Source organism: Rhodococcus sp. NPDC059968 (assembly GCF_042738615.1).
GTDB lineage: Bacteria > Actinomycetota > Actinomycetes > Mycobacteriales > Mycobacteriaceae > Rhodococcus_F.
The window spans coordinates 1-12,842 of record NZ_JBHWUE010000093.1 but is presented as its reverse complement, the minus strand read 5'-3'; the positions used below and the strand labels follow the sequence as shown (position 1 = coordinate 12,842).

The window sequence follows — 12,842 nt, the reverse complement described above, 5'->3', positions numbered from 1 at the left end:
GACCTGGCTGGCACGGGACGGCGACGAGATCGCCGAGCAGTACCGACGCGATCGCCCCGAAAGCGGCACACCGGTGTCGTGACAGCCCTGGAGCTGACCGGGGGGAGCCGGGCGGTGTTGACCCGGTGGTGTGTGCCGTCTACGGCCCGTTGGAGGAGCTCGCAGGCCAATGTCTCAATGGGTGTTTGGTGCCTGTTGCGGTTTCATGCCGCGGTGACGACTTCGGTCAGGTGGTGACCTCAAAGGGCGCAACATGTTTCGAAGAGCTAGGAGATGTCCGCGCGTCCGGGTGTATCGATTTCTCGGGCGCAGTCCCGGCAGATCCGCTGCGCAGCGTCAGCGAGTCGGCTGCGGTGGCGGACCAAAGAGCAACTGGTGCAAGTAAATTAATTTTCCTGCTTCGGGACAACGCGGACGGTGAGTTCTTCACCGGACAGGTCGGCACCGGGCAGTTTGAAGGATTCGGCGGTGTCGGTGTCCTCGACGTCGACGACGGGGGACTAGGTGTCTTTCCGGCTTGCGGTCAGCTGTTCGAGGGACGCGTCCGTCTCATCGGATTCGGTGACTCTCGGCGCGTCGTAGTCGGTGGCCATGACTGTTCGTTCCTCATGCACTGGGTGTTCGGACCCGCCGGACTAGGGGGTCCGGTGCCGCGTCACGCTCTCGGCGTCGGCGTCGGCGTCGGGGTCGGGGCCGCGAGACGGGTACGTCGGGTGTGACGGGCGCGCTCTTGTCGGACGTGCCCCGTGCCGATGCGGATGCGTTGTTGTCACGAAGTGGGCTGGCAGTTCGGTGTACCCGACGCCTCACCGGTACCAAATCGACTCCGCCATCCGAGCCCCAGTAAGCGCGCAACACCACGACGATGGTGCCAGGTCCGGTCGTAGCCGCGGCGGCGACCGGGAGTGCGGCCAGCTCTCCCCGGCTCTCACCCAACCGGACGCACGCGTCCAGGTTGCGTAACCCACGGACTGGAGGACAGCAGTACACAGGCCGCGCCAGGGTGAACTGTCCGCTGGTTCCCGTTCGGAGATCGCGGCTGTAACGCACCAATCGCCCCGTACGACGTTCCTGCGGACAAGGTCCCCGAGAGCGGATCGCCATGAACGCTCCCGCCGGCTCGCACCCCGATCCCTACGACCCTGCCCTCGATCGGTACTGGGACGGTCACCAGCGCACGGGGCACACCCACCCCAGAGTTTCCCAGGGTCGGTAAAGATAGCATGTTCGTGTCGTTGCTGAATGTAGTGTTTACCTCATGGCGACACGCACGCTCGCTCGATTCCTGTGCACGGCGATGCTGACGTTTGCAGCGCTGCTCGGCGTACCCTTCGAACCCCCGCCCGCATCCGCCCAGCCATGTCCCGATGTCGAGGTGGCGTTCGCCCGGGGTACCGATCAACCGGATGGCGTGGGCATCACAGGACTCTCATTCGTCGAATCGCTGCGCTTGTTCGCGGGCGCGCGGTCGATCGGGGTGTACGCCGTTAACTACCCTGCCGGTAGCAATTTTGATGACAGGCAAGCGTTTGTCCACACCTTCGTCGACGGGATGCGGGACATGCATTCTCGGATTCAGTTCATGGCGACAAGCTGCCCCAACACGAGGATGGTGGTCGGCGGTTACTCTCAGGGCGCGGCTGTGGCAGGGTTTGTCACCGCGGACGGAAATTCAGCCGGATTACCTACTGAGCTAGGCCTACCCGGGCCGTTGTCGCCGGATGTGGCGAGCCACGTTGCCGCGGTCGTCTTCTTCGGAAAACCCTCGGATCGGTTTATGCGTGATGCAGGCAGTCCGCCGATTGTTGTCGGGCCGCTATTCGGCCCCAAGACAATCGATTTGTGCGCTCCCGGCGACAACATCTGCGATGGTGCCCCTCTGGGACGCCCCAATGTCGTGCACGCGTTGTATCCCGCGAACGGGATGACCATCACGGCTGCACAGTTCGCCGCCGCTCGCCTCTAGCCGGTCCGCGTGCCTGGTGCATCGCCTCATTGAGGATCGGGCTGGCGCTCGTCGGCCGCGCCGGAGCCCGACCGGCGACACCGATGTCGGACGCAGCACACTCGATATGTCGTCCATCCAGTCCCATTGCCCGTGCATCACGTTGTGCCCAAGCTCCATGTTCTCGATGATCCTCGACAACGAGAGCATCCCGGTGCCCAGCACCCACAGTGAGCGCCTGCCTGGAGCCGAAGAGCATCGCGCGCGGCCGCCGAGTTCTCAGCTGGTCGGGACTGGCGGCAGGAGCGGCGCCGAGGAAGGCTCCGGCGGCGGCTGCTGGGTGGGTGGTTGCGTGGTCGGGTTGTCCGACGGCGTAGGCGGGGGTGGTTGCGTGGTCGGGTTGTCCGACGGCGTAGGCGGGGGTGGTTGCGTGGTCGGGTTGTCCGACGGCACAGGCAGGGGCGGCTGCGGAGGCGGGACCATCGTGATGGGGGGTTCAGGGCTGGTGGACGGCAACGTCTCGGGCGGAAGCGTGAGCGTCGTCGTGGGTAGCGGCGGCAGTGAAGTGGGCGGCAGTCCGGGAATCTGCAGATCCGTGGGCAGGGTTCCCGGCAGTTGCTCGACTCCCGGAGTCGTCGTGGAACCGGGTGTCCCCGGCACAGTGGCCGGCAACTCGGCGGTCTGCGTCGGCGCGCCGGTGGTGGTGGTACCGGGCGTCGTCGCCGGCGGCGTGGTGGTGGGAGCTATCTTCTCGACCTCCGCGGCGAGCTTCGCACGCCACACGTCGAGTTCGTTGCGCATGTCGGAGTCGCGTACCCCGCCGACACGGTCGGCGGCGCCGGCGAGCATGTTCTTCGCCGCCTCCGCGTCGCCCGCTGCGATCAGCCGCTCGGCCTCCTGCAGCTGTGATGTGGTGTCGATCTGCGCAACGGTCGAATTGGCCTGCTGGCTGAACACGACCGACTTGACGCTCCACAGCGGATCGCCGGGTGCGGCGTTGTACGAGAAGATGGTAGCACCACCCATGACGACCGCGATCGCGGCGGCAGCGCCGGCGATGGGTCGCAACAGACGGAGCTTGCCGCGGGCAGCGCTGCGTGCGGAACGGGTGTCCGAGGCGTCGATGGCCGCGATCACGTCGTCGAGCAGCGGCCCGGTCGGCATCGGCGTCGCGACGATGTCGGCGCGCCAATTGGTCAGCAGAAGCGCGAGCTGGTCCTGTTCCGGCGAATCCGTCGCGACGGGACCGCCACCGGCGATCGCGTCGATCAGCGCGTCGTCGCGGCGCACTGCCGCGACGTCCACCGGTGCGTCGTCTCCTGGGAGATCGGCATCGGGATTGCCGTTGCGCTTGATGCCCCTAGCCAAACCTCTCACCTGCCCTCGTCACCCGCGATGGCTCGTGTTGAGCCACGCGGACTGCTCCCGCGGTACTACCCACGGCCGCAGCCGTCTCCTCTGCTGACATACCGACCACGAGGCGGAGGATCAAGATCTCCCGGTGCCGCCAGCGTGCTCAGCAGTTCGTTCATCTGCCTGCTCGCCTTTCGAGTCCAGCGCCCGCTGTTCGGGTCCGTCATCGTTGACTACGACATCTAGTACGTCGGTGACGGGCTCCGACTTGTTACCGCATGTCAGAGAAGAGCGACACGAAATCGGAGCCCTCCACGTTGGTTGTGGGTTCCCCGGTGTCGGTCCGCACGCGGTCGGTTGCCGCATGACCGCACCCGTCCTCTTTGGGCCGACCCCGGCCCACTCGGGCGGTCCTGAGGCCCTGGGCCGGGGTCGACGTTTTTGCAGGGGCATCGTCTTCGGGGTGGACGATCCTCCTAGTGGGATTATCCCACTAGCGGCCGGTACTCGGCGAGGCTCAGCAGTTGCCGCACGGCGCTAAGGTCGACCTAAGGTGACACGTCCCGAATGTGATCGGGAGGCGTGTTGCGGATGATGGGTGGTGTGGACGAGGGGACAACGGCGGGGCCGGGGAGGGGTTGGCGGATTTCGCTGGGCGTGTGCGCGGGTCTGCTGCTGGGGTTCTTCTGTTATCTGCCGGCGGTGATCTTGTGGCAGCACTACGTCGATGTTCCGCAGCCGCGGGTGTATCCGCATGGGTCGTTCACTTCGTTCGGGTCTGATCCGCCGCCGGTCGGGTATTGGGTGAGCTGCGGCACCGGCCCTTGTGGTGGTGGCGTGCGGGTTGGTGTCGGTTCCGTGGCGGCCCGCCCGGCAATTCGCTCTTCCGTGTGTGCTGGCGTTTGTGCCGATGGCGGCGTTGGTGGCGTGGTTCATGATCGCTATGGAGTTGTTCTCCACCCCCGACTGAACCTGCTATTCGGGTTGTTCGAGTGCGTCGGTGGATGCGGTCGTGGACCGGAGGTTTCAGGTTCTGGCCGGCGGTGTGGTCGCGGGTGTATTCGTCGTCGCTGAGCCGGATGGGTATGCGGTGGGAGGGGTGGGGGTGGGCCTGCCGGGCCAGTTGGTGCTGGAGGTGTTCGCGCATCTCGCTGATGTTGAGGGGTGCGAGGTCGATGAGGATTTGAGCGCAGGTGGAGGCGTGGTCGTCGAGCAGGGCCAGGAGTAGGTGGTCGGTGCCGATTTCTTCGTGCCCGAGCAGGGCGGTCTGGCGCAGGCCGCCTCGAGAACCGTTTTCGTTTTCGCCGGTGATCGGGAGGTGCCCAGATGCTGGGGCGGAGCCCGCTCGTGCGCTGATGTCGTCGAGCTTGCTCTCGAGGGCTGGCGCGGTGACACCCCATGAGGGCAGCGCTGCCGCTCCGGGGCCGCCGGCGTCGAGGATCTGGGGCGAGCAGGTGTTCGGTGCCGACGCAGTTCTGGTGGTGTGTGCGGGCGGCTCCGGCGGCGTGGGGTGACCACGTGGCGGGCTAGATCGGAGAATCTCTCGAACACCATGACGCACTCCCTCCCCAGGCGTCGCCGCGAGCGACGCGAACCGCTGCTGAATTCCCTGCTGTTCGGGGGTCCCGGGCGGGTGTGTAGGTGGTTATGGGTGGGATCAACGCGACGTCGGTACTTGCCTGAAGTGCACAGTCACGAGACCGGTCGTCCTGACCACAAGTTCTCCGGAGCAATGTTTTCGCGGCGGTGTCGTGCCTGATCGGCCCCGGGCGGCGCTGATTCAGTGAGGATTCGCCGGATGCTGTGCCGCGAAATCGACTGCGGTCCAGGCCATTGCAATAGCGCCGTCGAGAACGGCTCTGTCGGCTGCCGGGCCGATGCAGGCGGCGGCGAATTCAGGTTGGTGGTTGACCGCGGGATGACAGTCCAGGCCGAGCATGGGGTGAATGGTGGGCACGGTGTGAGAGACGTTGCCCATGTCGGTCGCTGCACCCTTCATTGCGTCCGGTAGATCAGGAAAGCTGCGACCGAGGGCTTCTGCGTTGGCGCGGTATCGAGCAAGCAGGGTGGCGTCCGGGCGCAAGTCTGCGTAGTCCGGTCCGGTGGGAGTGATCGACATGGCACATCCGGTGGCCAGCGCCCCGGCCTCGAAGCAGCGTTTCACGCGCGCAGTGAGCGTGGCGAGTGCCTCGGCGGTCTCGGAGCGGACGATCCAGCGTCCGGCCGCAGTATCGGGGATCACGTTGACGGCGGTGCCGGCATCGGTGACGATGCCCTGAATCCGGTCGGTTCCGCGAGTTTGTTGTCGCAGTTGGCCTATCGCTACCTGCGCGATGAGCATCGCGTCGGCAGCGTTGACCCCCAGTTCGGGATAGGCCCCGGCATGGGCGGGCTTGCCTTTGTACGCAACTTCGAACTGGGAAATAGCCGTGCCGGGCATCGCCGCCATCTCGACGGCGGCGGGGTGGACCATCATCGCGGCGTGGAGCCCGTCGAAGGCACCGCGTTCGAGCATGAGGATCTTCCCGCCGCCGCCCTCTTCGGCAGGGGTGCCGAGGAGTGTGACGGTCAACCCCACGTCGTCGACGAGGTCGGCCAGACCGAGGGCGGCACCGACGCCGGCTGCGGCGATGATGTTGTGACCGCATGCGTGCCCGATTTCGGGGAGGGCGTCGTATTCGGCGCAGATTCCGACGTGCACCGGACCCGATCCGATCGTGGCGCGCACCGCCGTGGGTAGTCCGTAGCAGCCGTGCTGCACCTCGAAGCCCCCGCCGCTGAGTTCGTCGGCGACCCACTCACTGGCTCGGTGTTCGTGAAATCCCAATTCAGGGTTCGCGTGGATGCGGTGAGACAACTTCAGGAGCGTCCGTTCGTATCGTCGAATCCTCTGCTCGATAGCAGCTTTCGCTCCAGCGGCAGGTGCTGTCATGAGAGCGTGGACACCGTTGCCGGAGCGGTGTGAATCGTTGCGGGACGGGTCGCGGCGTCATACGCCGCTCGGGCGCCGGTTGCGCCCATGCCGCTGTCGCCCGCGGGCTCATAGAGCCTCTCCGGGCCACCGCCCTGCCACTGATTGATCCAGGTCACCCCGGCAGGGATGCCGGCAGACGCGGCGGCGTGGTCGGGGTTGTGCGTGTAGACGGTGGCGCCGAGAGCGAAGCGCGACGAACTGGCGCGCTCGAGTCCCTCCTCGAATGAGGAGACGACAACGACCGGGGCGATGGGGCCGAACGTTTCCTCGGTCATCACGAGCATGGAGTCGTCGACGTCGGTGAGGACGGTCGCCGGGTAGAAGAACCCCTTCCGCTTCGGGATTACGCCGCCGATGCGGACGCGAGCGCCGCGCTCGACGGCGTCGGTCACGTGCCGATGGACGATATCGCGCTGGCCTGCATCGACCAACGGCCCCAGTACGGTTTCGGCGTCGTGGCCGTCACCGAGGGCATAGGTGGACGCAGCGTCGACCAGTGCGTCGACGAACGCCTCGGCGATGTCCTGGTGGACATAGATGCGTTCCATGGACGTGCAGATCTGCCCGGTGTTGACGAACGCGCCGAAGGCGATCGCGGCGGCGGTTGCGACAGGATCGACACCGGCGTCGACGACGACTGGGTCCTTGCCGCCGAGTTCGAGGATCGACCGGCACAACCGCCCACCGGTTCGCGCGCCGATCCGGCGGCCTGCCTCGACGGACCCCGTGAAGTGCACCAGCCGGATCTGCCCATGCTCGACCAGCGGTGCCCCCGCCCGGGCGTCACCGAGGACGAGGTTGACCACGCCCGGAGGCAACGTCGACAACTCGAACAGCCGGGCGGTGGAGAGTGGTGATCGTTCGGACGGCTTGACCACGACGGTGTTGCCCGAGGCGAGGAGCGGCCCGAGAGCACCCAGCACCATCGGTACGGGGAAGTTCCACGGGGTGATGACGGCGGTGGCGCCCAGGGGGTGACGCAGGATCGTCGTTCCGCCGCCGCCGTCCGCGCCGGGGAGGGTTTCGACGAAGGGATAGGTCAGGGCATCGTCGAGCGCGGCCCGAAGCCCCTGGACACCGCCGTCGATGAAGGATCTACCGAGGGCGACCGGTTTCCCCATTTCCTGACATTCGAGCTCCGCGAGTTCCTCGGCATGCTCGGCGATCTCCGCGGCCCACCGGGTCAGATGTTCCACGCGTTCAGCGACCGGCAGCTCCGCCCACCCAGGCTGCGCCTCCACTGCAGCATCGACGGCGCGGTCGACGTCGTCGGGCGTTCCGCCGGGGTAGCGTGCGATCACGTCTTCGGTGGCGGGGTTCACCAGATCATGCAGCGTCGAACTCTGGGAGTCCTCCCATTTTCCACCGATAAAGTTCTGTAAGGTCTTCATACGAACAGTGTTGCCTTCCTTGTGATGTCGAGTTCAGCGGATACGGTCGGCCATGAGCTCGCCGACCATGATCGCCGTCAGGTTGGTGTTGGCCCGCGGGACGGACGGGAATATCGACGCGTCGACCACCCGCAGCCTGTCGGCTCCGAGGACCCGGCAGGACGGGTCGACCACGGTGTCCGCGTTCCCGGTTGCCCCCATCCGGCAGGTACTGGTGGCGTGCTGAACATCGCTCACGGTTGCGAGCAAGTGGTCGTCGAGTTCGCTGTCACTGTCGAGCACCGAGAACAGGGCCCTGTTCTCGGTCTCGAGCGGCCCATGGGTGATGGCGGCGACCGCCGGGTCACGAGCGAGTTCGACCAGGTCGCGTATCCCGTCGCGCAAACGGGACAGGTCCCGCTCGTCGGAGAGCATCCGGGAGTGAATCTGAGGGTGATCCGCCGGGTCGGCCGAGGCCAGCGTCAACACGCCGCGGGAGTACGCCTTATTCACCCAGACGCCGAACGCACCTGCCAACGCGCGCATATCAGGATTGGCCATGGCAACGACATTCTGATTTTGTGACACGAACATCATGTCGCCGGCGGGAGCGTCGGGCTTGCTGGTGTGGCGGACACAGACGTTGGTGTGCCGATCGTCCGGGCTCTGGATCCCGGCCCCGTCGATCAGAGGAATCGACACCACCGCCATCGGATGGTCTTGCAGACCGTGCCCGACCGGAAGGTCTTGGCGCACCTCGATCCCCAACGAACGCAGATGTCCGGACGGACCGATTCCGGACCGCAGGAGAATTGCCGGAGAGTGGACCGCTCCGGCGCTCAGTATCACCTCGTCGGCGTGCTCCGTCGCAACGGTGCCGTCAACGATGATCCGGACACCGATCGCGCGGTCTCCGGAGAAGATCACCTGGTCGACCAGGGCATCGCCACGGATCGTCAGGGTCGAGGACTCGCGAGCGGCCTCGAGGTAGGCGTCGTTGACCGACACCCGCCGGCCGGACCGCGAGTTGATCGGGTACGGCGAGACCCCCATCGCGTGGGGGGCATTGACGTCCGCGGCCCAAGCATGACCGGCAGACAGGGCAGCCCTGCACAGCGCGGTATCAACGGATCCCCACTTCTCTTGTGGCATGCGGTGAATCGGGGTCGGCCCACCCCGGCCGTGATAGGCCTCGTCGCCGTACTCCTCGTCGTCCTCGAGCTTGGCGAAGTATGGCAGGACGTCGTCGGGCCCCCAACCCACGCAACCCCAGCTGACCCAATCGTCGAAGTCCTCCATCGGGGGACGAATCGCGATCTGTCCATTGATCGATGAGCTGCCGCCGACCCCTCTACCTCGCCAATAGGGCGCAGGCGCTTGCTTCTCGGTCCGTGCCGCATCGAGCCCCGTCCACACCAGATTTTCGGTCGCCGTCGGGTCGAGCAACGCCCTGATCGGGTTGGGCGACCGCCACGCCTGGTGCATATGCGCCGAGCGATAGTCCGGTCCCGCCTCGAGGAGCAGCACCCGCTTGCCTTTATCCGCGGAACGGACCGCGAGCGCGGCCCCCGCCGAACCTGCACCCACCACGATGACGTCCCAGCCTGTCTCGGTCACAACAAACCTCCGTAACGAGTTGCGCGAATGAGGTCTCCGGAAGCGCCCGGGTCCTGCCGAGTATGATTCTGCACACGAAGAGTTCAGTCAATAGTGAATATTCATTTTTTTCTGACCGAATGGAGGTGGCGGTGTCCGTCGACGGCAGCGACAGCGGAGAGAAGGTTTCCCTCATCGAGGACTTCGGTGTGCATATCGGCGGTGCGATGGGCTGGCCCCCCATGGCGGGTCGAGCCGCGGGAGTGCTGATGCTCAGCGAGGCTCCGATGACCATGTCGCAACTGCAGGATGCGCTCGATGCGAGCAAGGGATCGGTATCCGAGACAACCCGGTTGCTCATCACCACCGGCACCGTGGAACGATTCAAAGAGCCGGGAAGTCGCCAGTTCGTCTACCGATGGCGCGACGATGCCTGGATCGGATGCTTACAGCACCAGCTCGAGCAGACCACCGAACTGCTGGCGCTGGCGGAGAGTGCCCAAATCCGCGGCAGCACCCTTCCGTCAGAACAGCGCGCCCGCTTCCACGCAATGCACGAGTACTACAGCTTCATGGTCAGCCGACTCGAGATGCTCCTCACGGAATACACGTCACAGTTCGGGGCGGGACAGTGACGAACGGCTGGCTTCGATGGGACGCGACAGAACTCAATGGGCCGACAACCAGCCAGCTCCCCAGGCGATCGTCACTCGAGACCTGATGTGCCCATCGATCCGTACGAGTCGCCGGGGCGCCGCTCCCTATGATCGGATCGATCTACGGTGACGAGCGCGCGGGCGGTGTCGTCGCCGACGTGCTGACGGCAAAATTTACTGACCGACTGAAGTGGTGTGCCTGGTCGAGCGTTATCCGCAGGCGAAGTGTGGGATTGCACCGCTGGGTGACGATCAATTCCTGTACCTGGCAACGGTGTTAGAACTGAATTCGAAACTTTTGGCGGGTTGGTCGATCGCCGACCACATGCGCACCGGGCTGGTCGCCGACGCGCTGCAGGCGGCCGCCGCCGTGCGCGGCGCCGCCGGGTTGGACGGCGCAATCTTTCACTCCGACAACGGGTGGTCTGTGCTTTCACGCCGGACCGCGACTACACCGTCTGGTTCACGTCTTGTGTAGCCACTGAGATAGGTAGGTGTGATGAACGGCAGGAGTACATAGATCATGATGGGGGTGGCGATGGCGACGGACAGGAACGTCCTGGCGGCCAACGTTCCACGTCACTGCTTGCGGTACTAGAAAGGCGTTGAGCGCCAGGCTGAGTGTAGAAGCGCTGCCTACCATGAGGGCTTGTTTCCATCGTGGTGGCGGCGACTGCGGGTGCTCAGGTGTTCGTTGAAGTTTGCTCGAACCAGCCCTCGATTCCAGTCAGGCGGTGGATTCGGTGGTCGACGGCCACCGAATCCACGCGAGTGCCACGCTTTATGCAGCGGTGAGGAGAGCCAGTCGTTCAACTCGGCCTCGTTACAAACCGGTAGAGCACGTGGTATTCGTGCGGATTGCGCGGTGATCGTAGCCAGCCGCCGCCGAGAAAACGGGGAAGGTGCCCACGATCGCCATTCCAGTTTCGGTCCAGTCGACGAACTCGCGTTCGCGGCCGCGGGTGAGATGACGGGCGACCGATGTGGTCACCGCGTCGGTGCCGGGAGATGTGGCAGTTGGGGGAGTGGGCATTGTCCGCTCTTTTCTTTCCAGCTGCTTGCCTCGGAAAGGTCGGCGGCAGGGAGTGTAGGTGGGCACCTGATGCCGGCCGGCTTCGGTGGCTACGCGGGGACCGTCACGTTCGCCGTATCGACGCGGCGGCGGGCCAGGATCCGTGCGGCCTGATCGGTAGTCGTGTTTTCGATTTGAGCGATCGAGTACACCTCGGTGAGAGTGTCGCCGATGCCTCGGGTGTGCTCTTCGACGGTGTCCTGGTTCCAGCCGAGGACCTCCCGTCCGACCAGGTGGAACGCCCCGCCGGCGTTGGTGACGAAGTCGGGGGCGTAGAGGATCCCTCGTTCATGGAGGATCGCTCCGGCCTCGCCATCGGCGAGGATGTTGTTGGCGGCGCCGACCACAGCGGATGCCGGCAATTCCGAAGCGATCTCACTGTTGAGGACCCCGCCCATCGCGCAAGGAGCGAAGATGTCGCATGGTGTGCTGAGCACCGCATCGACGCCGACGACGGTGTGACCGAGCTGTTCCGCGCTGGCCAAACGCTCCGGGTCGGTATCGGAGACGAACAGACGAGCGCCCGCCTCCGACGCAATAGTGGCCAGACCGCTACCGACTGCCCCGAGTCCCTGAATCAGCACGCTGAGGCCGTCGAGTGTTCCCAGCCCGCGGTACGCAGCGGTGGCCTTCATCGCTTCGAACACCCCGAGTGAGGTGTTGAACGCACTCGAACCGGCTCCGCCTCGCTCGGCGGAGCGGCCGAAGACGAACTCGGTCGTCTCGTTGAGCGTGTCCATGTCCGCCGAATTCGTGTTGACGTCGGGACCGGTCCAGTAATTGCCCCTGAGCTTGTCGATGTTCTCCGCGTGCAGAGTCAGGATCCGCGCCCAGGTGACCTGGTCGATGTCCTTGCGTGGGGCCGGCAGCGCGATGACCGACTTGCCGCCACCCATGGGTAGGTTGCTGACTGCCATCTTCAACGTCATCGCGCCTGCGAGCTTGCCGGCGTCTTCGAGGGCGCCGGCGAAGGACGCGTACTGGGCTGCTCGGGTACCGCCAGCCGCCGGTCCAAGTCGCGTCGAGTCGAGGCGAATGACGAACGACGCTCCGGTTTTCCGGTCATGCCGGGTCACTGTCAGCTCCCCGTCCCAGCGAAATGTGTCGTCAAAACTCATGATTGTGCCTTTCGATGTTGTCGCCACGCGGGAAAGTGGGCGTTCGGGAATCGATGCTGGGCGCGCTGTCGGCCCGCGATAACTGGTCACTGGGAAAACCCGACGCGCTCGTGTCGATGCGTCTACAAGCGTAATTAGTTTGGAAGTGCTCCGTCTTCAAGGGTTGGTATTTCGATACAAATTGATTCCAGAAGTTCTGTTATTGCGCACTTTGTCTTCGGACTGTTTCTGGGAGGTTGCCCTGAAAGACACTTCATCGGACGCCGAGAAGGCCTCTGCCCCATTGCAGGGACAGAGGCCTTCTCGATCGGTGCCTGTTCCGATCAGCCGTGTGCGTGCAGTGGCGTACCGGCGAGCGCGAGCATCGGGCGTGGACGAAGGGCGCCACGTCCTACGGCAATGCCTCCCACGCGACGGTCAGTTGTGCCTCGCCCGATCAGTTCGCCGACGCCGTCGGCGACCATGTGCAGGCCCACCACCGGCCCGGTCGTGTCCGCGCCACCGGCCCGGACGACCTTGATGCCGCATGCGGTGTGTTGCGGTTGAATGGGTGGCATGGGGTTGTTCGCGGGTGAGCAGCTGTGGCAGACATTGTCGGATTCGGGGTTGGCGTTTGTGTGCGTCCGCGGGCCGCAGTGCCGGTGGCGGATCTGATGGCGGTCGGTGAATCGTCCCGGGTTTGATGCGCACCTTCTTTCTTGGGAAGGTAATCCTTATGCCGAATGTCTATCCAGCCGAGGTGCGAGAGAAGGCCGTGC

At 65.3% G+C, this 12,842-nt stretch carries 11 protein-coding genes and 4 pseudogenes; 5 read left to right on the top strand and 10 right to left on the bottom strand.

Going from position 1 to position 12,842, the window contains the following annotated elements:
* Nucleotides 1-266: 266 nt before the first annotated feature.
* A pseudogene (locus ACFWAY_RS42640) lies at nucleotides 267-593 on the bottom strand (DUF4193 domain-containing protein).
* Nucleotides 594-1,102: 509 nt separating this feature from the next.
* On the opposite strand from ACFWAY_RS42640, the gene ACFWAY_RS42635 reads away from it, so the two are divergent.
* Nucleotides 1,103-1,216 carry a DUF2510 domain-containing protein gene (locus ACFWAY_RS42635; protein WP_378458446.1) on the top strand — a complete coding sequence of 38 codons (114 nt, stop codon included), beginning with the start codon at nucleotides 1,103-1,105 and terminating at the stop codon, nucleotides 1,214-1,216.
* Nucleotides 1,217-1,258: 42 nt separating this feature from the next.
* Nucleotides 1,259-1,966, top strand: coding sequence for a cutinase family protein (locus tag ACFWAY_RS42630; protein ID WP_378514744.1), 708 nt, complete (start codon nucleotides 1,259-1,261; stop codon nucleotides 1,964-1,966).
* 108 nt (nucleotides 1,967-2,074) lie between these two features.
* Here the strand turns inward: ACFWAY_RS42630 and ACFWAY_RS42625 are convergent.
* From ACFWAY_RS42625 to ACFWAY_RS42610, 4 genes and pseudogenes are all read right to left on the bottom strand, one after another.
* A pseudogene (locus ACFWAY_RS42625) lies at nucleotides 2,075-2,210 on the bottom strand (acyl-CoA desaturase); the annotation flags it as partial.
* A gap of 14 nt (nucleotides 2,211-2,224) precedes the next feature.
* Complete coding sequence (locus ACFWAY_RS42620) at nucleotides 2,225-3,322, bottom strand: anti-sigma-D factor RsdA (protein WP_378514743.1); 1,098 nt, start codon at nucleotides 3,320-3,322, stop codon at nucleotides 2,225-2,227.
* Nucleotides 3,306-3,571: pseudogene (locus ACFWAY_RS42615) on the bottom strand (RNA polymerase subunit sigma); the annotation flags it as partial. The gene ACFWAY_RS42620 and the pseudogene ACFWAY_RS42615, both read right to left, overlap by 17 nt.
* 490 nt (nucleotides 3,572-4,061) lie before the next feature.
* The gene (locus tag ACFWAY_RS42610; protein WP_378514753.1) at nucleotides 4,062-4,520 is read right to left on the bottom strand and encodes a hypothetical protein; all 459 of its coding nucleotides are present in this window, start codon (nucleotides 4,518-4,520) and stop codon (nucleotides 4,062-4,064) included.
* Nucleotides 4,521-4,686: 166 nt separating this feature from the next.
* Here ACFWAY_RS42610 and ACFWAY_RS42605 point away from each other — a divergent pair, with 166 nt between their 5' ends.
* Nucleotides 4,687-4,812, top strand: coding sequence for a hypothetical protein (locus ACFWAY_RS42605; protein ID WP_378514755.1), 126 nt, complete (start codon nucleotides 4,687-4,689; stop codon nucleotides 4,810-4,812).
* 266 nt (nucleotides 4,813-5,078) lie between these two features.
* Here the strand turns inward: ACFWAY_RS42605 and ACFWAY_RS42600 are convergent, their stop codons facing one another.
* From ACFWAY_RS42600 to ACFWAY_RS42590, 3 genes are read right to left on the bottom strand one after another with little or no spacing between them, the layout of a single operon-like run.
* Nucleotides 5,079-6,230 (bottom strand): M20 family metallopeptidase, encoded by a 1,152-nt coding sequence (locus ACFWAY_RS42600; RefSeq protein ID WP_378514742.1) that lies wholly within the window; start codon nucleotides 6,228-6,230, stop codon nucleotides 5,079-5,081.
* Nucleotides 6,227-7,663, bottom strand: coding sequence for an aldehyde dehydrogenase family protein (locus tag ACFWAY_RS42595; protein WP_378514741.1), 1,437 nt, complete (start codon nucleotides 7,661-7,663; stop codon nucleotides 6,227-6,229). Before ACFWAY_RS42595 ends, ACFWAY_RS42600 begins: the two co-directional genes overlap by 4 nt.
* A 33-nt stretch (nucleotides 7,664-7,696) precedes the next feature.
* Nucleotides 7,697-9,259: a GMC family oxidoreductase gene (locus ACFWAY_RS42590; protein ID WP_378514740.1), complete on the bottom strand. Its 1,563-nt coding sequence runs from the start codon at nucleotides 9,257-9,259 to the stop codon at nucleotides 7,697-7,699.
* A gap of 131 nt (nucleotides 9,260-9,390) precedes the next feature.
* Between ACFWAY_RS42590 and ACFWAY_RS42585 the strand changes: the two genes are divergently transcribed.
* Nucleotides 9,391-9,873, top strand: a complete 483-nt coding sequence (locus tag ACFWAY_RS42585) for a GbsR/MarR family transcriptional regulator (RefSeq protein WP_378514739.1) — start codon at nucleotides 9,391-9,393, stop codon at nucleotides 9,871-9,873.
* A gap of 259 nt (nucleotides 9,874-10,132) precedes the next feature.
* A pseudogene (locus tag ACFWAY_RS42580) lies at nucleotides 10,133-10,372 on the top strand (DDE-type integrase/transposase/recombinase); the annotation flags it as partial.
* 644 nt (nucleotides 10,373-11,016) lie between these two features.
* Here the strand turns inward: ACFWAY_RS42580 and ACFWAY_RS42575 are convergent.
* Both ACFWAY_RS42575 and ACFWAY_RS42570 read right to left on the bottom strand, forming a co-directional pair.
* Nucleotides 11,017-12,084, bottom strand: coding sequence for a Glu/Leu/Phe/Val dehydrogenase dimerization domain-containing protein (locus tag ACFWAY_RS42575; RefSeq protein WP_378514738.1), 1,068 nt, complete (start codon nucleotides 12,082-12,084; stop codon nucleotides 11,017-11,019).
* Nucleotides 12,085-12,407: 323 nt separating this feature from the next.
* Nucleotides 12,408-12,641, bottom strand: coding sequence for a hypothetical protein (locus tag ACFWAY_RS42570; RefSeq protein ID WP_378458436.1), 234 nt, complete (start codon nucleotides 12,639-12,641; stop codon nucleotides 12,408-12,410).
* Nucleotides 12,642-12,842: the final 201 nt, after the last annotated feature.

Excerpts from the sequence above, each read along its gene's own strand:
- ACFWAY_RS42635 (WP_378458446.1), top strand. The coding sequence starts at position 1,103 with ATGAACGCTCCCGCCGGCTCGCACCCCGATCCCTACGACCCTGCCCTC.
- ACFWAY_RS42630 (WP_378514744.1), top strand. The coding sequence starts at position 1,259 with ATGGCGACACGCACGCTCGCTCGATTCCTGTGCACGGCGATGCTGACG.
- ACFWAY_RS42600 (WP_378514742.1), bottom strand. The coding sequence starts at position 6,230 with ATGACAGCACCTGCCGCTGGAGCGAAAGCTGCTATCGAGCAGAGGATT.
- ACFWAY_RS42595 (WP_378514741.1), bottom strand. The coding sequence starts at position 7,663 with ATGAAGACCTTACAGAACTTTATCGGTGGAAAATGGGAGGACTCCCAG.
- ACFWAY_RS42575 (WP_378514738.1), bottom strand. The coding sequence starts at position 12,084 with ATGAGTTTTGACGACACATTTCGCTGGGACGGGGAGCTGACAGTGACC.
- ACFWAY_RS42570 (WP_378458436.1), bottom strand. The coding sequence starts at position 12,641 with ATGCCACCCATTCAACCGCAACACACCGCATGCGGCATCAAGGTCGTC.